The 20566-nt window shown below is 73.4% G+C and carries 16 protein-coding genes, 1 tRNA gene and 1 pseudogene; 9 read left to right on the plus strand and 9 right to left on the minus strand.

Annotated features, from left to right (window positions below; all coding sequences use genetic code 11):
- Positions 1-32 precede the first annotated feature (32 nt).
- The 4 genes from moaC to CRP52_RS12855 form a co-directional block, all read right to left on the minus strand.
- Entirely contained in the window at positions 33-473 is a 441-nt protein-coding gene (gene moaC, locus CRP52_RS12840) for a cyclic pyranopterin monophosphate synthase MoaC (RefSeq protein ID WP_097240045.1), read from the minus strand.
- Between the two features lie 149 nt (positions 474-622).
- Entirely contained in the window at positions 623-1960 is a 1338-nt protein-coding gene (gene glp, locus CRP52_RS12845) for a molybdotransferase-like divisome protein Glp (RefSeq protein WP_097236523.1), read from the minus strand.
- 25 nt (positions 1961-1985) lie between these two features.
- Complete coding sequence (galU, locus tag CRP52_RS12850; RefSeq protein WP_097236524.1) at positions 1986-2906, minus strand: UTP--glucose-1-phosphate uridylyltransferase GalU; 921 nt, start codon at positions 2904-2906, stop codon at positions 1986-1988.
- Between the two features lie 51 nt (positions 2907-2957).
- Complete coding sequence (locus CRP52_RS12855) at positions 2958-3869, minus strand: GGDEF domain-containing protein (protein ID WP_179852782.1); 912 nt, start codon at positions 3867-3869, stop codon at positions 2958-2960.
- Positions 3870-3931: 62 nt separating this feature from the next.
- Between CRP52_RS12855 and CRP52_RS12860 the strand changes: the two genes are divergently transcribed.
- Entirely contained in the window at positions 3932-4516 is a 585-nt protein-coding gene (locus CRP52_RS12860) for a 5-formyltetrahydrofolate cyclo-ligase (protein ID WP_097236525.1), read from the plus strand.
- A 47-nt stretch (positions 4517-4563) separates the two neighbouring features.
- On the opposite strand, the gene CRP52_RS12865 is transcribed toward CRP52_RS12860, so the two are convergent.
- A complete protein-coding gene (locus tag CRP52_RS12865; protein WP_097236526.1) occupies positions 4564-7281 on the minus strand; it encodes a penicillin acylase family protein in 2718 nt (905 codons plus the stop codon).
- A gap of 239 nt (positions 7282-7520) precedes the next feature.
- Here CRP52_RS12865 and CRP52_RS12870 point away from each other — a divergent pair, with 239 nt between their 5' ends.
- The 5 genes and pseudogenes from CRP52_RS12870 to mscL all read left to right on the plus strand — a co-directional run bounded on the left by CRP52_RS12870 (position 7521) and on the right by mscL (position 12210).
- Complete coding sequence (locus CRP52_RS12870; RefSeq protein ID WP_097236527.1) at positions 7521-9005, plus strand: potassium/proton antiporter; 1485 nt, start codon at positions 7521-7523, stop codon at positions 9003-9005.
- A gap of 332 nt (positions 9006-9337) precedes the next feature.
- Positions 9338-10734: pseudogene (locus CRP52_RS12875) on the plus strand (MFS transporter).
- A 160-nt stretch (positions 10735-10894) separates the two neighbouring features.
- Entirely contained in the window at positions 10895-11200 is a 306-nt protein-coding gene (locus CRP52_RS12880; protein ID WP_097236528.1) for an FmdB family zinc ribbon protein, read from the plus strand.
- A gap of 287 nt (positions 11201-11487) precedes the next feature.
- Positions 11488-11760 carry a hypothetical protein gene (locus tag CRP52_RS12885; protein ID WP_097236529.1) on the plus strand — a complete coding sequence of 91 codons (273 nt, stop codon included), beginning with the start codon at positions 11488-11490 and terminating at the stop codon, positions 11758-11760.
- Between the two features lie 30 nt (positions 11761-11790).
- Positions 11791-12210, plus strand: coding sequence for a large conductance mechanosensitive channel protein MscL (gene mscL / locus CRP52_RS12890; RefSeq protein ID WP_097236530.1), 420 nt, complete (start codon positions 11791-11793; stop codon positions 12208-12210).
- A 51-nt stretch (positions 12211-12261) separates the two neighbouring features.
- Here mscL and CRP52_RS12895 read toward each other — a convergent pair whose 3' ends face one another.
- Both CRP52_RS12895 and CRP52_RS12900 read right to left on the minus strand, forming a co-directional pair.
- On the minus strand, positions 12262-12483 hold the full coding sequence (locus CRP52_RS12895) for a hypothetical protein (protein ID WP_257032444.1): 222 nt from the start codon (positions 12481-12483) through the stop codon (positions 12262-12264).
- A 189-nt stretch (positions 12484-12672) separates the two neighbouring features.
- Positions 12673-13644 carry a sigma-70 family RNA polymerase sigma factor gene (locus tag CRP52_RS12900; protein WP_097236531.1) on the minus strand — a complete coding sequence of 324 codons (972 nt, stop codon included), beginning with the start codon at positions 13642-13644 and terminating at the stop codon, positions 12673-12675.
- A gap of 421 nt (positions 13645-14065) precedes the next feature.
- Between CRP52_RS12900 and CRP52_RS12905 the strand changes: the two genes are divergently transcribed.
- The gene (locus tag CRP52_RS12905) at positions 14066-14920 is read left to right on the plus strand and encodes a phosphatase PAP2 family protein (protein ID WP_097236532.1); all 855 of its coding nucleotides are present in this window, start codon (positions 14066-14068) and stop codon (positions 14918-14920) included.
- Positions 14921-15011: 91 nt separating this feature from the next.
- The gene (locus CRP52_RS12910; protein ID WP_097236533.1) at positions 15012-15887 is read left to right on the plus strand and encodes a carbon-nitrogen hydrolase family protein; all 876 of its coding nucleotides are present in this window, start codon (positions 15012-15014) and stop codon (positions 15885-15887) included.
- Positions 15888-15924: 37 nt separating this feature from the next.
- On the opposite strand, the gene CRP52_RS12915 is transcribed toward CRP52_RS12910, so the two are convergent.
- Entirely contained in the window at positions 15925-18423 is a 2499-nt protein-coding gene (locus CRP52_RS12915; protein ID WP_101948185.1) for an FtsX-like permease family protein, read from the minus strand.
- A 263-nt stretch (positions 18424-18686) separates the two neighbouring features.
- A tRNA-Arg gene (locus tag CRP52_RS12920) sits at positions 18687-18759 on the minus strand.
- A gap of 206 nt (positions 18760-18965) precedes the next feature.
- Between CRP52_RS12920 and CRP52_RS12925 the strand changes: the two genes are divergently transcribed.
- A complete protein-coding gene (locus CRP52_RS12925; RefSeq protein ID WP_097236535.1) occupies positions 18966-20501 on the plus strand; it encodes a glycosyltransferase family 39 protein in 1536 nt (511 codons plus the stop codon).
- Positions 20502-20566: the final 65 nt, after the last annotated feature.

Below are 20566 nucleotides of genomic sequence, written 5' to 3' on the forward strand. Positions count from 1 at the left end.
GCACCTCTCGATGGTGAGCTCGCTTCGCCCGCTCACGCGCCCACCTCCGGCGCGAACCAGTCGCCGCTCTTGCCGCCGGTCTTGCTGAGCACCCGGACGGACTCGATGGCGGCGCCCTTGTCCACGGCCTTGACCATGTCGATCACGGTCAGCCCGGCGACCGCGACGGCCGTCAGCGCCTCCATCTCGACGCCGGTGCGGTCGGCGGTCTTCACGGTGGCGGTGATCTCGACCGCGTCGTCCACGACCGCGAGGTCGACCTTGACGCCGGAGACGGCGATCGGGTGGCAGAGCGGGACCAGGTCCGGGGTCTTCTTGGCGCCCATGATGCCGGCGATCCGCGCCACCGCGAGGGCGTCCCCCTTGGGCACGCCCTCGCCGCGCAGCAGCTCGACCACCTTCGGGGAGACCGTCACCCGCCCGGCCGCGACGGCGGTGCGCGCGGTGGTGGCCTTCTCGGAGACGTCGACCATCCGGGCCGCGCCCTGGTCGTCGACGTGGGTGAGGCGGTCGCCGGGGGGTGTCGTCACGGGTAACTCCAGGGGCGCGCAGGTCGAATACCGCGCTACCGTACCGCTGCTGTTCGCCCGCCCGCTTCCGGGGCACTCCTGACCCGGCGCGCTCAGGAGTCCAGCAGCACCACGTCCACCGCGCTGCCGGCGGGCAGGTCGGTGACGTCCTCGGGGACGGTGATCAGGCAGTCGGCCCGGGCCAGTGCGCCGACCAGGTGCGACTCGGCGCCGCCGACCGGCTCGACGGTGCCGTCGGCCGCCGAGTAGCGGCCGCGCAGGAACTGCCGGCGGCCGGCCGGGGAGCGCAGCGCCGTCGGGCAGAGGGCGCGGACGACCGGGCGGTGCACGTCGGCGGCGCCGAGCATGGTGCGGATGACCGGGCGGACGAAGAGTTCGAAGGAGATGTAGGCGCTCACCGGGTTGCCCGGCAGGGCGAGCAGCGGCACCCCGCTCGCGCCACCGATCCGGCCGAAGCCCTGCGGCTTGCCGGGCTGCATCCGCAGCTTCCGGAAGTCCATCCCGCCGTAGGTCTCGAAGACCTCCTTGACCACGTCGTACGCGCCGACGCTGACCCCGCCGCTGGTGACGATCAGGTCGGCGCGGCCGAGCTGGTCCTCCAGCACGGCGCGCAGCCGCTCGGCGTCGTCCGGGACGGCGCCGACCCGGTAGGCGATGGCGCCGGCCTCCTGGGCGGCCGCGGTGAGGGTGAAGCTGTTGGAGTCGGCGATCTGCCCGGGCCCGACCGGCTCGCCGGGCTGGACCAGCTCGCTGCCGGTGGACAGCACCACGACCCGCGGGCGCGGGCGGACCTTCACGGTGGCCCGGCCGATCGCGGCGAGCAGGCCGAGCTGGGTGGGGCCGAGCCGGGTGCCGGCCTCCAGGACCTTCGTGCCGGCCGCGACGTCGCTGCCGCGGCGGCGGATGTGTGCGCCGTCGGCGACCGGGCGCAGGACGCGGACCTCCTCGTCCGGGACGGGCGCGGTCATCGCGGCGGCGGCCACCCCGGTGCCGGTGCCGCCGTCGGTCCACTCGACCGGGGCGACGGCCCGGGCCCCGGGCGGCAGGGGGGCGCCGGTCATGATCCGGGCGGCCTGGCCGGGGCCGACCCTGGGCAGCTCGCCCGCGCCGGCGGCGATGTCGCCGACCACGGAGAGGACCGAGGGGTAGGCGTCGGTGGCGCCGGTGGTGTCGGCGGTGCGGAGCGCGTAGCCGTCCATCGAGCTGTTGTCGAAGGGCGGCAGGTCGCCGTCGGCGACGACGTCCTCGTCGAGCCGGCAGCCCTGGGCGTCGAGCAGCTGGAGTTCGATCGCGGGCAGCGGGCCGACCGCGGAGAGCACGTCGGCGAGGTGCTCGTCCACGGTCCAGAGGCGGGGCGCCGCCGGTGCCGGGTCCGCTCCTGCGTCGCAGCAGGCTGCGGGCGTGGTGCTGTGCTCGGTGGACCCGGTCATCGGCGGCTCGCTCTCTGTCGTGCGGTCAGTCCTGCATCTCGGAGCCGACGAACTCCCGCAGCCAGGAGCGGAACTCCGGGCCCAGGTCCTCGCGCTCGGCGGCCAGACGGACGATAGCGCGCAGGTAGTCGGCGCGGTCACCGGTGTCGTAGCGGCGGCCCGTGAAGAGCACGCCGTGGACCTGGCCGCCGTCCTCCGGCTCACGGGCGGTGAGCTCGCGCAGGGCGTCGGTGAGCTGGATCTCGCCGCCGCGGCCGGGCGGGGTCTCGCGCAGCACGTCGAAGACCAGCGGGTCGAGGACGTAGCGGCCGATGACGGCGTAGTTCGAGGGGGCCTCGCCGGGCTCGGGCTTCTCGATCAGGTCGGTCACCTGGAAGACGTCCTCGCCGAAGCCGTTCGCCTTGACGGCGGCGCAGCCGTAGAGGTGGATCTGGGAGGGCTCGACCTCCATGAGGGCGACGACCGAGCCGCCGAGCTCCTGCTGCACCTCGATCATCCGGGAGAGCAGCGGGTCGCGCGGGTCGATCAGGTCGTCGCCGAGCAGGACGGCGAAGGGCTGGCCGGCGACGTGCTGCTCGGCGACCGAGACGGCGTGGCCGAGGCCCTTGGGGTCGCCCTGGCGGACGTAGTGCATGTTGGCCAGCTCGACGGACTCCCGGACCCGGGCGAGGCGCTGCTCGTCGCCCTTGCGGGCCAGCAGCTCCTCCAGCTCGTAGGCGCGGTCGAAGTGGTCCTCCAGCGCGCGCTTGTTGCGGCCGGTGACCATCAGTATGTCCGACAGGCCCGCGGCCGAGGCCTCCTCGACGACGTACTGGATGGCCGGCTTGTCGACGACGGGCAGCATCTCCTTCGGGGTGGCCTTGGTCGCCGGGAGGAAGCGGGTGCCCAGTCCGGCCGCGGGTACCACGGCCTTGGTTACCGGAACTCGGGAGTTGGTCGTCGTCATGCGTTTACCTTACTCAGGCACGTTTTCGCCCGGCCGCACGCGCGGGGACGGCTAGGACAGCACGTCGCGGGGCACGGCCACACTGGCTGGCGTATGGGACGTGACCGGCTGGGCGAGGGGGTCCCCGCCGGCACAGGCCGACAGACTACCCGGCTTTTCCGAACGGTTACGTTCGGCAGTCGGCCCCTGTCCGGCGCCCGAAGCGACCGGTGCGGGGCGCCCGGCGGCGGCCCGCTCGGGGGCCCCCGCGGTGCTCCGCCAGCAGTCGCCGCCGGCCGCCCGGGCCTCGGCGAGCGCGGCGTCGGCGGCGCGCAGCAGGACGGCGGCGTGGGTGCCGTCCTCGGGCAGGACGGCGATGCCGACGGCGGCGGTGAGGCCGTTCCCGTGCGCCGGGCGGGGCGCGCGGGTGCCGAAGGACCAGTCGAGCAGCAGGTGCCGGCGGACCGACCAGACCAGCCGCTCGGCGACCTGTGCGGCGCCCTCGGCGCCGGTGTCGGGCAGCACCACCAGGAACTCCTCGCCGCTGTAGCGGCCGAGGGTGTCGGCCCGGCGGATCTCCATCGCGAGGCGCTGGGCGAGGTCCCGCAGGACCGCACCGGCACGGCCGCGGCCGTGCTCGGCGACGACCGCGTCGAAGCCGGCGATGGCCAGCATCAGCACGGCGAGCGGGCGGGGGCCGTCGGCCTGGTCGGTCTGCTCCGCGCGGCGGGCCCGTTCGATCTCCCGGTCGAGGGTGAGCTGCAGGTGGCGGTAGTTCCACACGCCGGTGAGCGGATCGCAGGAGGCGGTGCGTTCCAGCTCGGCGCAGCGCTCCTCCAGTTCGGCGATCCGGACCTTCAGCCGCTCGGCGCCGGCGGCGGCCGAGGCCCGGGCCCGGCGGCCCCGCAGTCCGAGGACGGTGGCGCCGGCCACCGCGGGGGCGCTCAGCGCGGCCAGGGCCTGGACCAGCAGCGGGGTGGACAATCGGGGCGCCCTTTCGCGTGGCAGGCTCTGCGCGTCGACGGTCTGGACACGTGGAGGATCCGATGCACAACGAGAAGAGCGACCTGAGGACACGGCTGTTGACGGAACGGCGCGCACTCTCCGCTGAGGGGCGCGTGGCGGCGGCCCGCGCGCTGGCCGGGCACGCCGGGGAGCTGGCCGGTCCGGGCGCCACCGTGGCCGCGTACGTCTCGGTGGGCACCGAGCCGGGAACGCGGCCGCTGCTGGACGCGCTGCGGGCCGGCGGGGTGCGGGTGCTGCTGCCGGTGCTGCTGGCCGACAACGACCTGGACTGGGCCGAGTACGCAGGGCCCGGGGAACTGGCCCCGGCCGGGCGCGGGTTGCTGGAGCCGGTCGGCCCGCGGCTCGGGCCGGAGGCGGTGACGGAGGCCTCCGTGGTGCTGCTGCCGGGCCTGGCGGTGGACCGCGACGGGTTGCGGCTGGGCCGGGGCGGCGGCAGCTACGACCGGGTACTGGCCCGGCTGGGGCGGGCGGGCGTACGGCCGGTGCTGGCGGTGCTGCTGTACGAGCACGAGCTGCTGGACCGGGTGCCGGCCGAGCCGCACGACCGGCCGGTGGACCTGGCGGTCACGCCCTCGGGGGTCCGGCGGCTGGGCCCGGAGGGGTGAACGGCCCCGCTCCCTGAGGGGAACGGGGCCGCCGGCGAGTACCGGCGTCAGCCGGTGGTGAGCACCAGCTTGTGCGTGGTGGCCTTCTCGACCGCGTCCGGACCGAAGGCCCAGGTCAGCAGCTTGCCCTTGAGCCAGAGGTCGGTCTGGTCGTTGTAGTTGGCGTGGAAGGCGTGGCCGGAGGCGCCGCCGACGTTGATCCAGCGCGAGGAGTCCAGGTCGTTCAGGTCGACCACCATCCGCATCGACGGGATCCAGTCCACCTGGTAGCCGGCCGCCGCGTTCCAGCCCGCCGCGTCGACCGCCGCCGAGCCGCCGGAGAGGCGGTACGGGCCGCGGTTGAGCAGCTTGTGGAGCACCGGGGAGGCGATCGAGGAGTCGTCGGTGCCGAGAGTCTGCTCCCGCAGCTCCAGCTTGTGCAGCCGGCCCCAGCTCCAGGTGGAGATGTCCTTGCTGAGCAGCGAGGTCAGCTCCTGGCGGGCGTTCTTCATCGCCTCCTTGAGGAGGTTGTCCAGGCCCTTCTGCACGGTGTGCTGGGAGTCGATGTACGTCCACCACGAGCTGTCGGGCTTGTCCAGCTGCGCACGCACCACCTCGGTCCAGCGGTCGCCGCCGTCCGGCTGGGCCTTGCCCGGGTCGCGGGTGCCGCACTCGGTGACGATCCTGGTGGTGCTGTCCGGCTTGGTCGGGTCGTCCTGCTGGCGCACCAGCAGGCAGTTGTCCTTGGCCCGGAGGTCGGCCGGGAACTTCTGGCCGAAGGCGAGGGTGAGCAGCTGGCGCCAGACGCCGTTGTAGTAGGCGGCGGCGGCCGAGTCGGCGTCCTGGTGGTAGTTCCAGTCCTTCAGCAGGTCCTGCGCCTGGCGCACGTACGGGTCGTCGATCTGCTGCTTGAGCAGCAGCGGGACCAGCGTCTTGGCCATCACGTTGGTGTTGTCCAGCTGCAGGGTCTGCATGTCGTCCGGCGAGATCTTGCCGTTGTTCTTGAGCAGGCCCTCGATCTGGTCGGTGATCTCCTTGGCGCGGGTGCCGTACTCCCAGTCCTTGGTCAGGCTGTACTTGTAACTCGGGTCGACCACGGCCTGGTTGGCGGTGACGATGTAGCCGGAGGACGGGTTGAGGCTCCACGGCAGCGCGGTGAAGGGGATCGAGCTCTTCCACTGGTAGCCGGAGTCCCAGCCGAGGGCCGGGTAGGTGCCGTCGCCCTTGCCGCGGACCGGGACGTCCCCCGGGGCCTGGTAGCCGATGTTCTTGGCGTCGGCGTAGATCAGGTTCTGCGCGGGGACGGCGAAGTCCTTGGCGGCTGCGCGGAAGTCGTCCCAGTTCTTCGCCTTGTCGAGCTCGAAGACGGCGTCCATGGTCTTGCCGGGGTTGAGCGCCGTCCACTGCAGGGCGACGCCGTAGCCGCCGGTGCCGCGGTCGGGGGCGGAGGTTCCGTTGGGGGCGTACTTGCCGACGTTCTGCTGCTCGTTGCTCTGGTCGGAGATGAGCGGGGCGCCGGTCTGGGTGGTGCGGACGGTGATGGTGCGGTCGTCCCCGCCGGCGACCTTGATGGTCTCCTTGCGCAGGTCGAACTTCACGTCCTTGCCGTCCACCTGGTAGGTGTCCGGGCCGGTGACCTTCTCCAGGAAGAGGTCGGTGACGTCGGCGCCGAGGTTGGTGAAGCCCCAGGCGACGTCCTTGTTGTGGCCGATCACCACGCCGGGCATGCCCGCGAAGGTGAAGCCGGAGACGTCGAACTGGCAGGCCGGGGAGGCGGTCCGGCAGTGCAGGCCCATCTGGTACCAGACCGAGGGCAGGCCGGGGCCGAGGTGCGGGTCGTTGGCCAGCAGCGGCTTGCCGGTGGTGGTGTGGCTGCCGGCGACCACCCAGGAGTTGGAACCGATGCCCTGGCCGGGGCGGCCGAGCAGCTGCGGCATCCCGTCGATCCGGTCGGTGAGGCCCTGCAGCAGCGCCTTGGTGGTGGCCGCGCCCTGGGCGGTGGCGGTGCCGTTGCCCGCGCCGGGCTGCGGGGAGCCGTCGGCGGGGCGGTAGTTGTCGCCGTTGACGGTGCCGGTCTTCACGATGGTGCCGTTGCGGGCGTACGGGTAGTCCGGGTACAGCTCGGCGATCTTGTCCGGGCCGAAGTCCTGGGTCAGCAGCGAGCGGTCGATCTCCTCCTGGAGGTTCCCGGAGAGGTTCCAGGCCATCGCCTTGAGCCAGGCCACCGAGTCCACCGGGCTCCACTGCTCGGGCGTGTAGCCGCTGTTGACGGCGCCGAGCAGGGCGTACTCCAGCGAGGCCTTCTCACCGCCGGGGTGCTCGGCGAGCCAGGCGTTGACGCCGTCCGAGTAGGCCTGCAGGTACTTCTTGGTCTCCGGCGACAGCTTGGTGTCGTACTCCTTCTGCGCCACCTGCCGCCAGCCCATGGTGCGGATGAAGGTGTCGGTGTCGACCTGGCCGTCGCCGAACATCTCGGAGAGCCGGCCGGCGGTGATGTGCCGGCGGACGTCCATCTCCCAGAAACGGTCCTGCGCCTGGACGTAGCCCTGGGCGCGGAACAGGTCCTCGGAGGTGTCGGCGTACAGCTGCGGGATGCCGTTGGCGTCCCGCTTCACGTCGACCGGCGCGCTCAGGCCCGCCACCTTGACGCTGCCGTCCACTTCCGGGAAGGAGGCGCGGACCGCGGTGACCCCGCGGTAGCCGCCGTAGCCGACGCCGGCCACCAGCAGCACGACCAGCACGATCACGAACAGACGGGCGCGCCGGAACTTCTTCGAGCGGGGCATCTGGGTCCTTGCGGTCCTGACTTCGGGGCGGGCGGGCGTGTCCAGGGCCTGCGGCCGTGACAGGGCACCACATTAGGCCGAGTCGGCCGGGAGCCGTGAACGGGGGACCAAGCTAAAGATATGGCAAAATGTTAGACTGAGTAACGATCCGCAAGAGGAGCATTGACGCCTCCTTAACGGGTCGGCCCCCAGCACCACCAGACACCCCGTCCGCCCCTGCCTGCCCGAGGTGCCCCTGCGTGAACGTCTCCCATCTGAACCAGCTCCTCCTCGAAGCCTCCGTGATCCTGCTCTTCGCGGTGGTCGCCGTACGGATCTCCACCCGGTCAGGGCTGCCCAGCCTGCTGATCTACCTGGGGATCGGCGTGGCGCTGGGGCAGAACGGGATCGGCGTCACCTTCAACAACGCCGAGCTGACCCAGGTGATCGGCTACGCGGCGCTCGTGGTGATCCTGGCCGAGGGCGGCCTCAAGACCAGCTGGCGGGAGATCAAGCCGGTGATGCCGGCGGCCACCGTGCTCGCCACCGTCGGCGTCGGAGTCAGCGTGTTCGCCACCGCGGCCGGCGCGCACTGGCTGGTCGGCCTGGACTGGCGCACCTCACTGCTGCTCGGCGCGATAGTTTCCTCGACCGACGCGGCGGCCGTCTTCTCGGTGCTGCGGATGGTCCCGCTGCCCCACCGGCTGACCGGCCTGCTGGAGGCCGAGTCCGGCTTCAACGACGCGCCCGTCGTCATCCTGGTCGTCGCCTTCGCCACCGCCGGCGAGCTGGACCCCTGGTACGTCATGATCGGCACGATCCTCGCCGAACTGGCGATCGGCGCCGCGGTCGGCTTCGCCGTCGGCAAGCTCGGCGCCTTCGGGATCAAGCACGTCGCACTGCCCTCCTCGGGCCTCTACCCGATCGCCGTGATGGCGCTCACCGTGCTCGCTTACGCGGGCGGCGCGCTGCTGCACGGCTCCGGCTTCCTCGCCGTCTACATCAGCGCGGTGATCCTCGGGAACTCCAAGCTGCCGCACGGGCCCGCCGTCCGCGGCTTCGCCGACGGCCTGGCGTGGATCGGCCAGATCGGCATGTTCGTCCTGCTCGGCCTGCTCTGCACGCCCGCGACCATGGGCTCCTCGGTGGTGCCCGCGCTGGTGATCGGCGGCGTGCTGGTCTTCCTGGCCCGGCCGCTGTCGGTGGTGCTCTCGCTGACCCCGTTCAAGGTGCCCGCCCGCGAACAGGCCCTGCTGAGCTGGGCCGGGCTGCGCGGGGCGGTGCCCATCGTGCTGGCCACCATCCCGGTGGTGTCCGGCGCCCACGAGGCCGAGGACGTCTTCAACATCGTCTTCATCCTGGTCGTCGTCTTCACCCTGCTCCAGGGGCCGACCCTGCCGTGGGTGGCCAAGCGGCTGCGGATCGGCGAGGGCGCGATGGGCCAGGACCTCGGCATCGAGTCCGCCCCGCTGGAGAAGCTGCACGGACACCTGCTCTCGGTCGCGCTCTCCCCCACCTCCCGGATGTCCGGCGTGGAGATCAGCGAGCTGCGGCTGCCCAAGGGCGCGGCCGTCACCCTGGTCGTGCGCGAGGGCAACTCCTTCGTGCCGGACAAGGCGACGGTGCTGCGGGCCGGGGACGAGCTGCTGGTGGTCACCACGGACGAGGTCGGCGAGGCGGCGGAGCGGCGGCTGCGGGCCGTGGACCGGGGCGGCAAGCTCGCGGGGTGGCTCGACGGGCGGTGAGGCGGGGGGCCTGTGGGGCCGTGGGGCTCGCGAGCTCTGTAAAGGCTCGTGGGGCCTGCGAGTCTCGCGAGCTCTGCGAGGCTCGTGGGGCTTGCGAGGCTAGTAGGGCCTGCGAACAAGGGGTGGGTTGGCGGGATCTACGCGCGTAACTGTATGCTGATAGGACCACGCCGCATAACCATCGCTAGACCACCCCAGCATCTGCCTGACGCAGAGTTGGCGCGACCGCTCGGCGGCCGCGGTCCGGCCCCCGGCAACCACGCCGGGCCGACCCGGTATCTACCCCGGTCGACGCGCGAGAGGACGACTCTCGGCGCCGTCGGGGCCACCCCATGCCCTGCCGCGCTACCAGGCAGCAGGAAGGACCGACCGTGACGGCCCGCCGAACGGTCGCTACCTCCGCGGACACCGCGGACACCACCGCAGCCCAGGCCCCCGCCCGCGTCGGGTACGGCGAACTGCTGCGCACCCCCGGGGCCTGGACCTTCCTGTCCCCGCGCTCGTCGCCCGACTGCCGTACGCGATGCTCAGCATGGGCATCCTGCTGCTCGTCACCCAGACCCACGGCTCGTACGGCACCGCCGGTACGGTCACCGCCGTCGCCGCCGTCTCCCAGGCCCTGATCGGGCCGCAGACCGGACGGCTCGCCGACCGCTACGGTCAGGCCGCGGTGCTCGTCCCGACCGTCCTGGTGCACGCCGCCTCGGTCGGCGCGCTGATCGTGCTGGCGCTCGGCCACGCGCCGGCCTGGAGCCTGTTCCTGGCCGCCGTCCCGGCCGGTGCGAGCGTGCCGCAGATCGGCGCGATGGTCCGGGCCCGTTGGGTGGCCCGGTTCACCGCGGACGGCCCGACCGAGAGCTCCGCGGCCCGGGTGAGCACCGCCTTCGCCTTCGAGTCCGTGACGGACGAGTTCACCTTCGTGATCGGCCCGATCCTGGCCTCCGGCATCGCCGCCCTCGCCAACCCGGCGGCCGCCCTGGTCGCCGAGGCCGCGCTGACCCTCGTCGGCGGCCTGGCCTTCGCCGCCCAGCGGCGCACCGCCCCCGCCCGGATCCTGCCGCAGCCCGGCACCAAGCGCGCCTCGGCGCTCGCCTCCCCCGGCGTCCGACTGCTGGCCGGGACCTTCCTCGGCGTCGGCGCGGTCTTCGGCGGCATGCAGGTCTCGGTGAACGCCTTCGCCGACTCGGTCGGGCAGCACGACGCGGGCGGCACCGTGTACGGGATCTTCGCGGGCGGCTCGATGCTGGCCGGCGTGCTGTACGGCGTGATCGCCTGGCGGCGGCCCGTGCAGCAGCGGATGCTGATGAGCTACACGCTGCTGGTGCTCGGCTGCTCGACGTTGTGGGCGATGCCCAACCTGGTCGCGCTCACCGTCGCCGGCCTGGTCTGCGGCCTGGCCATCGCGCCGACCCTGATCAGCGGCTACACCCTGGTCGAGACGCTGGTCGCGGACGGCGCCAAGACCGAGGCCTTCACCTGGCTGACCGGCGCCATCGGGCTGGGGCTGGCGGTCGGCTCGATGGCGGCGGGCAAGCTCATCGACGGGCACGGGCCGTCGACCGGGTTCCTGGTACCGCTGATCGGCGCCGGCCTGGGGCTGGTCGTGCTGGCCTCGCTGCGGCACCTGCTGGTGGCCCGGGGAGCGGCCAAGGATTCCGTCCCGGACTCCGCCGCCGGCGCTGCCGACGGTTTCGTGGAGCGCGAGCTGGTGGGCGCGGCCAAGGGCTGAGCGGGCGGCGTTCCGACGGGCGGGCCCGGGCCGGGCTCGGGCCGGGCTTGGGCCGAAGCGGGGCCGATGTCACACCGGAGTCGCTGGACTGATCCAGCGGAATGCCGCATCATTGACCATCGTTAGCACTCATCAGGCGAGAGTGCCAGGAGGAAGACAAGTGCCCACGTACCAGTACCAGTGCACCGAGTGCGGCAACGGCCTGGAGGCGGTGCAGAAGTTCACCGACGAGGCGCTGACCACGTGCCCCGACTGCCAGGGACGGCTTCGCAAGGTCTTCTCGGCCGTGGGTGTCGTGTTCAAGGGCTCCGGCTTCTACCGGACCGACAGCCGCTCCTCCTCCAGCAGCTCGGTGAGCTCCGGCTCGTCGTCGACCACCTCGACGTCGTCCGGCACGCCCGCCGCGTCCGGCTCCGCCGGCTCCGGCTCCTCGGCGCCGTCCAGCCCGGCTCCGGCCGCGAGCTGACCCGGGCGCCGGATCCTCCCGGACGCCCGGCAAGCAGACCTCGGCAAGGCCCGTCGGCCCCGCATCACGCGGGGGCGGCGGGCCTTTCCGCGTGCTCCAGGCCCGTTTCGGTGCCGTTGTCAGCTCGGGCAGGGTCGACTCACTCGTGTGAGTGTACGAATTTGTCCACAGGGGCGGAGTTATCCACAGGCTGGGGAAAGAGGCTTTCCGGCGTCGGCCGGAGCGTGCACGGTGGGGCCCAGCCGGTCCACCGGGGCCGGCCCGCCGACCGATCCGGAGGTGCGTCCATGACCACCGTGAGCTTCTCCGTCCCGCTGCCCGCCCCCACCGTGCCGCCCCGGCAGGAGGTGCCCAGCTTCCCGCCGATCCGGCGCGGCTGCGGCGGGTGGCACCGCTGGCGCAGCGCCGTCCGACGGCGGGCCGGGGTGCCCGTCCTGGTCCTGCTGGCGGTGGCGGCGGCGCTGGCGCTCGGGCCCGCGCGGGCCGGACTGCCGCCGCCCGTCGGGGGCGCGCTGGGCCGGACGGGTTGTCAATCCGGGGCTGCGGAAGATCACCCGTAACCCGGTGGCGACTTCGTCGTTCGAGGCGGCATGAAGGGCTTCAAGGAATTCCTGCTGCGTGGAAATGTCGTCGAACTCGCCGTCGCCGTGGTCATCGGCGCGGCATTCACCAACATCGTCAACACCTTCGTCAAGGGCGTTATCAATCCGATCGTCGGCGCCTTCGGGACGAAGGACCTGGCTTCCTACACTTCCTGCCTCAAGGGGCCCTGCGAGACGGGTCCGGCCGGTGAGGTCACGTCCGGAGTCCTCATCCTGTGGGGATCGGTGCTCAGCGCCGCCCTGCAGTTCCTGATCACCGCGCTGGTCGTCTACTTCGTTCTGATCGTGCCCATGAACAGGATGGCGGCCCGCCGCAAGTCCCTCGCCGAGGAGGCGGCGGAGGCCGAGGCCAAGGAGGTCAAACTGCTCACCGAGATCCGCGACGCACTGGTCGCGCCGCTGCGCTGACCGTCGCGGTCCGGCTCCTGCCCCCGTTCGCTTCTCACTCCCGGTTCTCCCTCAGCCCCCGTGGTGCGGCGGGCGCTGGCTCAGGTACCAGTCCAGCCCCCGCCCGCCGCCCGCCCCGGGGCCGTCGCCCCAGCCGGCGTCGGTGTCGTCCCCGGACTGCTGGTCCAGCGGATCCCGGAAGACCAGCCGGGCCTTGGCCGCGGGTTTCTTCTCCGAGGCCTGGTCCTGTTCCTGCCCCGGCTCGTCCTGCCCCTGCTCGCTCACCTTGTCCACTCCGTCCACTCCGTCCACTCCGTCCACTCGGTCTCGGTCCCGGTCCCGGTCCCGGTCCACCTCGTCCCGCCCCTCCAGCCTAAGAGTCCCGTGGCACGCCTCGGGCCCTGCTGCGGAGCGCTCCGCACCAGGGCCCGGGTGGGGCTCTGCAGCCAGTTCCGGTTCGCCGGAAGTTCGCCGACGGGCCGGTCAGGCGGCTTCGAAGCCCGCGTGGTCGGCGATCTTCTTCAGCTCGGCCAGCGCGTGCTTCTCGATCTGGCGGATCCGCTCACGGGTGAGGCCGTGCTGCTTGCCCACCTCGGTGAGGGTGCGTTCGCGGCCGTCCTCCATGCCGTACCGGGAGCGGATGATCGAGGCCGTGCGGTCGTCCAACCGCCCGATCAGGTCGTCCAGTTCCTCACGGCGGAGCATCACCATCACGGCGTCCTCGGGGGACGTCGCCCCGGTGTCCTCGACCAGGTCCCCGAACTGCGTCTCGCCCTCGTCGTCCACCGACATGTTGAGGCTGACCGGATCCCGCGCCCAGTCCAGCACGTCCTTGATCCGGGCCTCGGTGGTGTCCAAGTCGGCCGCGATCTCGGCCGGCTCGGCCTCGCGGCCCAGCTCCTTGGACTTCTCCCGCTGCACCCGCCGGATCCGCCCCAGCTCTTCCACCAGGTGCACGGGCAGCCGGATGGTGCGGGACTGGTCGGCGATGGACCGGGTGATCGCCTGCCGGATCCACCACGTCGCGTACGTGGAGAACTTGAAACCCTTGGCGTAGTCGAACTTCTCGACGGCGCGCACCAGGCCCGCGTTGCCCTCCTGGATGAGGTCCAGCAGTGGAAGGCCGCTGCGCGGGTAGCGGCGGGCGACGGCGACGACGAGACGGAGGTTGGAACGGATGAACACGTCCTTGGCGCGCTCGGCGTCGGCGGCTATCGCCTCCAGCTCCTCGCGCGTGCTGCCGTCGGGGAGTTCGCCCTCGTCCAGCAGGTGCTGGGCGTACACGCCGGCCTCGATCCGCAGCGAGAGCTCGACCTCCTCGGCGGCATCGAGCAGGGGCGTCCTGGCGATCTCGTCGAGGTACATGCCGACCAGGTCGCGGTCGGCCTCAAGGTTGGTCGGGCGGGCCGCGCGAGTCCGGTCGGCCCTGTCGCGAACGACGGCACGGGTGGCCATGCTTGCTCCCTTTGCTGGTGTTGCCGAGGTCTGCCTGCCTGCCATGAGGGCAAGAAGTGCGGGCCCTTGGGGCTCACACGTAACGATCCAACGAACAGAATCCGGACAACATTCCCAAGTCACTCCGATTCTTCCGCGCGATGCAGTATCCTGCCGGTTTTCACACCGACTTTGGACGCTCGGTGACCGCCCGGGCACGGTCCGCTTCCCGACACGACCGTTCGGGGAGCGATTTCTTCACTCGACCCTCACGCGGAGGTCGCCCTTCCGTTGAACCCGCGAACGGCCGCACACGTTCCCGCACGCCCCCGCTTTCCGCCCGCGCAAACGCCCCGGCGCACGCAGGACCTCCCCACAAAAGATGCCAAATCGCTATCGGCCCAGCTCCTGATCGGTGCGGGACACTGGGAAGGTGTCAGCCATGCACCTGACCAACAGCACGACCTCCGTCACTGCGCGTTACCGCAGTCTCCTTCGGGACGCAGCGCTCGCGTTGGGTTGTGCCGCGCTGTTCGGCGTCCTGGCGGCTCTGGTGACGAGCCACTGGCAACCACTGGACCGCTTCGACCAGGAGTGGATCGGCGAACTGCACGACTACGCCCGGGAACACCGGGCGTGGACCGCCGCCGTGCAGACGCTCTCCGACATCGGCGGCACCGTCACGATGCGTGCACTCCTGGGCGTCGCAGCCGTCTGGCTCTGGTTGATCGGCGCCCGCGTGCTGGCCGGCTGGGTGGCCGCCCAGACCCTGGTCGGCTGGGGCGCCCTGTGGGCACTGAAGGCGGCCTTCGACCGCGGACGGCCCGCCTTCACCGACCCGGTCTCGCACGCCGGCGGCCCGGCCTTTCCCTCCGGGCACGCCATGGCCTCGGCGATCACCTGCGCCGTCCTGGTCGGCCTGCTCTGGTACCGGGTCCACCGGCGCGGCCGGACCGCCGCCTGCGCGGTGGCGGCGGCGAGCGTGCTGACCATCGGCTGGACCCGGATCGCCCTCGGCGTGCACTGGCCCAGCGACGTGCTGGCCGGCTGGCTGGCCGCCGGATTCGTGCTGGGCACCGTCACCGCCGTGATCGAGCTCTGGCGCCCCGGCGCGCTGGCCCGGGACGTACGGCGGGTCAACTGGCGCACCAGACCGAGGGTTCAGCGGGTCATCGTGTCCTCCGCGCGGCCGCCCGTCCCCGCCGGCCTGCTGGACGAGGCCGATCCGGACGAGGCCGATCTTGACTACCCCACTCCGGACGAGGCAGCCGACCGGCCCGACGAGACCGTCCGCTGACCCCCCGGCCCTCCGCTGACCTCCCCGACCCTCCGCTGACCTCCGCTGGCGCCCGGTCACCGCTTCGGGGCCGTCCGCTAGCGTGACGGCCGTGTCCACTGACCCCGTTCTCGCCGCCGCCCCTGCCGGATACCCCGAGCGCCCGCTGCGGATCGCCACCGTCCAGGCCCAGGCCGTCGCCGGCGACATACCCGCCAACGCCGCCCAGGCCGCCGAGTTGATCCGCGAGGCGGCCGCGGCCGGCGCCCGCCTGGTGCTCTTCACGGAGAAGTTCCTCTCCGGCTACGAGCCCGAGCTGATCCGCACCGACCCGCTCAAGTACGCCGTCCAGCCCGGCGATCCGCGCCTCGCCCCGATCGCCGACGCCTGCCGTGAGACCGGCACCGCCGCCGTGGTCGGCGCCGCCGTCCAGGACGGTGCGGACCTGCGGGTCTCCGCGCTCGTCCTCGGCCCGGACGGCGGCTTCGTCGCCCGCTACGACAAGCAGCACCTCTTCAAGAGCGAACGCGACTACTACCGCCCCGGGACGGCCGGTTGCACCGTGGAGCTGGACGGCTGGCGGCTCGGCCTCGGCGTCTGCTACGACTCCGGCTTCCCCGAGCACGCCCGCGCCGCCGCCCTCGACGGCTGCCACGCCTACCTGGTCGGAGCCCTGTTCAGCGTGGGCCACGGCCACCACGAGTCCCGGACCTGGTTCCCCGCCCGCGCGCTCGACAACACCCTCTACACGGTGCTCGCCAACCACGTCGGCCACACCGGCGGTTGGCACACCTGCGGCGGTAGCGCGGTCTGGGGCCCGGACGGCCGCCTGATCGCCGAGGCGAGCGAGGACCGGCGCGAGGTGATCGTCGTCGACCTCGACCCGACCGTCCTGCGCACCGCCCGCGAGACCGAGACCCTGCTCGCCGACCTCGCCCTTGCCGCCGCCCGCCCGGCCGAGCCGCGCGCGCAAGTAAAGCTGGCCTGAACCCGGCCCGTACGGCCCGTACCGCCGCCACGGCCCGTCAGGTGGCCCGCATGGCCGCAACCGCGGTCATCCTGCCGACCCGGCGGGCCGGCAGGACGGCGGCGGCCAGGCCGGTCAGCACGGTCAGGGCCAGCGCCGCCAGCACCGGCAGGACCGGCGGGCCGCCCACCGTGCCGACCGTGGAGGTGACAGATCGGGCGGCGGCCCAGCCGTAGCCGATGCCGAGGGCGGTGCCGACCAGGGCGGCGGCCAGCGAGAGCAGGACGGCCTCCAGGGTGAGCATCCGGCGAAGTTGGCGGCGTGACATCCCGATGGCGCGCAGCATGCCGATCTCGCGGGAGCGTTCGCTGATGCTGAGCATCAGGGTGGCCGCGACGCCGAGGCCGGCGATGGCGACGGAGAAGGACAGCAGGGCCATGCTGACGGTGGTCAGCCGGTCCAGCAGGGAGCGCAGGGTGTCGGCCTGCGCGGCGGTGTCGGTGACGGTCACCTGGGGGTGGTCGGCGAGGGCCCGGTCCAGGGCCCGGCGGGCGGTCGGGCGGTCCTCGCCGTCGGCCGGGGTGATCCACACCGTGGTGACGGGCGCGCCGGGGGCGAGGCGGTCCAGAGTCGCGGGGGTCACCAGCAGGGTTGCGCCGCTCTGCAGGGTGAACGGCAGGCTGCTGTGCCCTGGTTCGAGCCGCAGCTCGATGCCGCCGGCGCTGCTGCCGGAGCCGCCGCTGCCGCCGACGCGGCGCGACCCTGACTCGCCGAGCCCGCTCAGCGCGGCGCCGTCGGCGAGGGTCCGGGCCCGGTCCAGGCCGTCCGTCGAGGGGTTGAGCCGGGCGGGGTCGGCGGCCGCGACCAGGGTGGGCCGGCCGTCCAGGTCGACGGTGGCGGACCGGACCGGGGTGACGGTCAGGCCGCGTTCGGCCGCGAGCGAGCCGATCGCCCCGGCGGGCAGTGCGCCGCCGCTGCCGGCGGCCGCCGAGAACACGCCGGGTTGACGCGCGGACACCGCCGGGACCAGCGAGCCGGAGGTGACCTCCAGCGCGGTGACCGCGCCGACCATGACGGTCACGCCGAGCAGCAGCGCCGCGCCGGTCGCCCCGGTGCGGCCGGGGTTGAGCCGCAGCTGCTGGGCGGCGAGCCGTGCGGCGGTGCCGCCGAGCCGCCGGGCGGGCCGGCCCAGCAGGCCGACGACCGCAGGCAGCACCCGGTCGGCGAGTCGCAGCACGCCGAAGAAGCTGGCGATCGCCCCGAGCGTGACCGCGAGCAGCGAGAGCGGCGGCGGCGCCAGGGCACCGGTCACCAGCAGTGTCGTCCCGGCGAGCAGCAGCCCGGAGATCCAGACCGCGGCCCGCACCCGGGCCGCCCCGCCGGTCGGCGCGGGCGTGCCGCCGAGCGCGGCGACCGGCGGCACGGCAGCCGCGGCCTTCGCCGGTCCGCGGACGGCGAGCAGGGTGAGCAGGATGCCGAACAGCCCGGCCAGCGCACAGGTGAGCGGCGCGGGCAGCAGAGAGAGGTGCACCGGCCCGAGGTCGAGCGTGCCGGCCACCGCCGTCCCGACCGCGCAGAGCAGGACCCCCAGCAGCACGCCCGCCGCCGAGGCGCCCGCTCCGAGCAGCAGCCCCTGGCGGCGGATCAGCCGCCGCAGCTGCTGCCGGTCGGCGCCCACGCAGCGCAGCAGGGCGAGTTGGCGGGTCCGCTGGGCCAGCATCACCGAGAAGGTGTTGCCGCCGACCATCCGCGCCACGGCGAGCGCGATCAGTACGAAGGAGAGCGAGGCGATCAGCACGACCCCGTAGAGGGTGCCGCTCTGCCGGGTCGCCTCGCGGACCGAGGCCTCGCGGGTGTGCACCTCGGCGCCGCTGCCGAGCGCGGCCCGCAGGGCCTCGGCGGTGCCGGTGCGGGAGGCGTCCGGGCCGAGCCGGACGTCGAGCCTGGCGGCGGTGACGCCGGTGGCGTACTGGGCGAGCGCGCCCGCCGGGACGCCGATGACCGGACGTCCGGCGAAGCTCGGCGCGCCCCGCCCGTCCAGGGTGCCGACCAGACGGGCGGTGGTCGCGGAGCCGTCGGCCCGGGCCAGCTGCACCTCGGTGCCGGGGGCGGCGTCGAGCCGGTGCGCGGTGTCGGTGTCCAGCAGCACCTCGCCGGGTCCGGCCGGCCAGCGGCCGTCCCGGAGCAGCTGCCAGCGCAGCGCCGGGTCCTCGGCGACGGCGCTGACCACGGCCGTCCGGTCGAGCGGACGGCCGTCGGCGGCCAGGACCGCACCAGTGCCGGTCAGCCGCGGCGCCACCGCCGCCACCCCGGCGGTCCCCCGCGCCCGCTCGACGGCGGCCGCATCCGGCGCACCGGCCGCGGCCGTTCCGGTCACCTGGATGTCGCCGGGGCCGACCTCGGCCGCCGCGGTCTGGCTGAAGGAGTCCACCAGCGCCCCGCTGCCGCTGACGGAGGCGATCAGGAAGGCCACCCCCAGTGCGATCGCGGCGCCGCTCAGGAGCAGTTGGCGCAGCTGCCCGCGCAGCTCGGCCACGGTGTATCGGTAGGTCGTCATCGTTCCCCGGCTCGTCCGCCCTGGTCGGGCACGACGCTCCGGCAGGGACTGCTCCGAGCCTAGGAACCACGGCCGTCCCGGCCGTCGGCACCAGGTCGCTTCCATGATCACTCCGTGGACGGACCAACGCCCCCGCCGCCTCCTCCCGGAGGGGTACGGCACCCCTGAGCACGCCCGCCCCGACTTTCCGCGGAGGCCGGCTCCGGAAACGGCCGCAGGCCCCCGCCCGGGTGGGGCGGGGGCCTGCGACCTGCGTGTTCTCGTGCCCCAGACAGGAATCGAACCTGCGACACCGGCTTTAGGAGAGCCGTGCTCTATCCCCTGAGCTACTGAGGCGTGGCCGGGCTGTGCCGAGGCCGTTCACAGCGTACCGGATCGGGCGTGGAGAGGGGGCTGGCGGACGGGGGTGCGGGTGCCGACGGGGTGTCAGGGCGGGTCAAGTAGCCTGCCGGGAAGTGCTCGGCCGTGTTCGGCCGCGCTCGCCCCGCCCTGGCCCGCCCCGGACCACCCTGGCACGCCGTGTGAAGGAGACGAAGGACCCGATGAGACCTGCGATACGCCCGGTCGTCCGGCTGTCGGGGCAGGTGTGGTGGTGGCCGGCGGTGGTGATGCTCGCGGTGGGCGGGTACCGGCTGGGGACACCGGACCTGTGGCGGGACGAGATAGCGACCTCGACGGTGGCCACCCGCTCGCTGGGCGACCTGCTGCGGCTGCTCCAGCACATCGACGCCAGCAACGGCGCCTACTACCTGCTGATGCACGCCTGGACGGCGGTGTTCGGCGACTCGACGGTGGCCCTGCGCGTCCCCTCCGTGCTGGCCATGGCGGGGGCCGCCGCGTTCGTGGCGCTGACCGCCCGGCGGCTGTTCGGCAGCCGGGTGGCGGCCGTCGGCGCGGGCCTGCTGTTCGCGGTGCCGCCGGAGGTCTCCCGGTACGCCCAGGAGGCCCGCTCGTACGCGCTGGTGACCTGCGCGATCGCGGGCGCCGGGTACTTCCTGCTGCGGGCGCTGGAGCGGCCGACCTGGCGCCGCTGGGCGCCGTACTGCGTGGCGATGACGCTGGCCGGCGCGGGGCACCTGATCTCCTTCAGCACGGTGGCCGGGCAGGTCGCCCTGGTGGCGCTGCACCTGTGGCGCACCCGGTCGGCGGCGGATCGGCGGCTGCTGTGGCAGTACCTGCTGGCGGTCGCGGTGGCTGCCCTGCCGGTGCTGCCGGTGATGCTGCTCGGCAGCCGGCAGTCGGACCGGCAGCTGGGCTGGATCCCCACCCCGTCCTTCCGCGGCCTCGTCTGGTTCGGCGAGCACCTGCTCGGCTCGGACCGGGTGTTCCACGCCTTCCTCCTGCTGGCGCTCCCGGCCCTGGTGCTGCCCGGCCGGCGGTTGCAGGCCTGGCAGGTGCTGCTGCTCGCCGAGCTGCCGGTGGTGGGCGTCTGGCTGGTGTCGCGGCTGACCGACACCTCGTACTTCATCGACCGGTACCTGCTGTTCACGGTGCCGGCCTGGGCGGTGCTGGCCGGGGGCGGGGTCGGGGCGGCGTACGGCGCGGCCGCGACCTTGGCACGACGCGGCCTGGCGCCCCGCCGGGCCGGCGCGCTGGCCGGGCTGCTGGCGGCGGGCCTGCTCGCGGTGCCGGCCGTGGCGGCGCTGCCCAAGCAGCCCGCGGTGCGGTACGTCGGCTCGCACAACGGCTCGGAGGAGCCGTTCAAGGCGGCGGCCCGGACGATAGCGTCCGGCTACCGCTCCGGGGACGGCCTGGCGGCGCCGCTGGGCGACCAGTCCTGGGCGATGGCCTGGCCCGGCGTCAGCCACTACCTGCCGTCGGACGTGCACCCGTACCCGGTGTTCGTCGCGCAGAGCGCCGACGACGCGGAGGACCTGTCGCCGACGCCCTGCCCGAAGCCGGAGGACTGCCTGGGCTCCGTGTCGCGGATCTGGCTGGTGGTCCTCGGGGACACCACCGACCCGCTGGCCGCCGTGCCCTCGGACCAGGCCCAGGTGCTCCGCACCCAGTACGGCGACCCGGACCAGGTGACGCCGCTCGGCGGGTTCACGGTCGCGCTGCTCGACCGCGATATGTAGGGGGCGTGGCGGCCTGGAGGGGCCGAACGCCGAAGGGGAGCCGGTGCGGACCGGCTCCCCTTCGG

Origin of the sequence: Streptomyces sp. 1331.2, assembly GCF_900199205.1 — a bacterium.
Taxonomy (GTDB): Bacteria; Actinomycetota; Actinomycetes; order Streptomycetales; family Streptomycetaceae; genus Kitasatospora.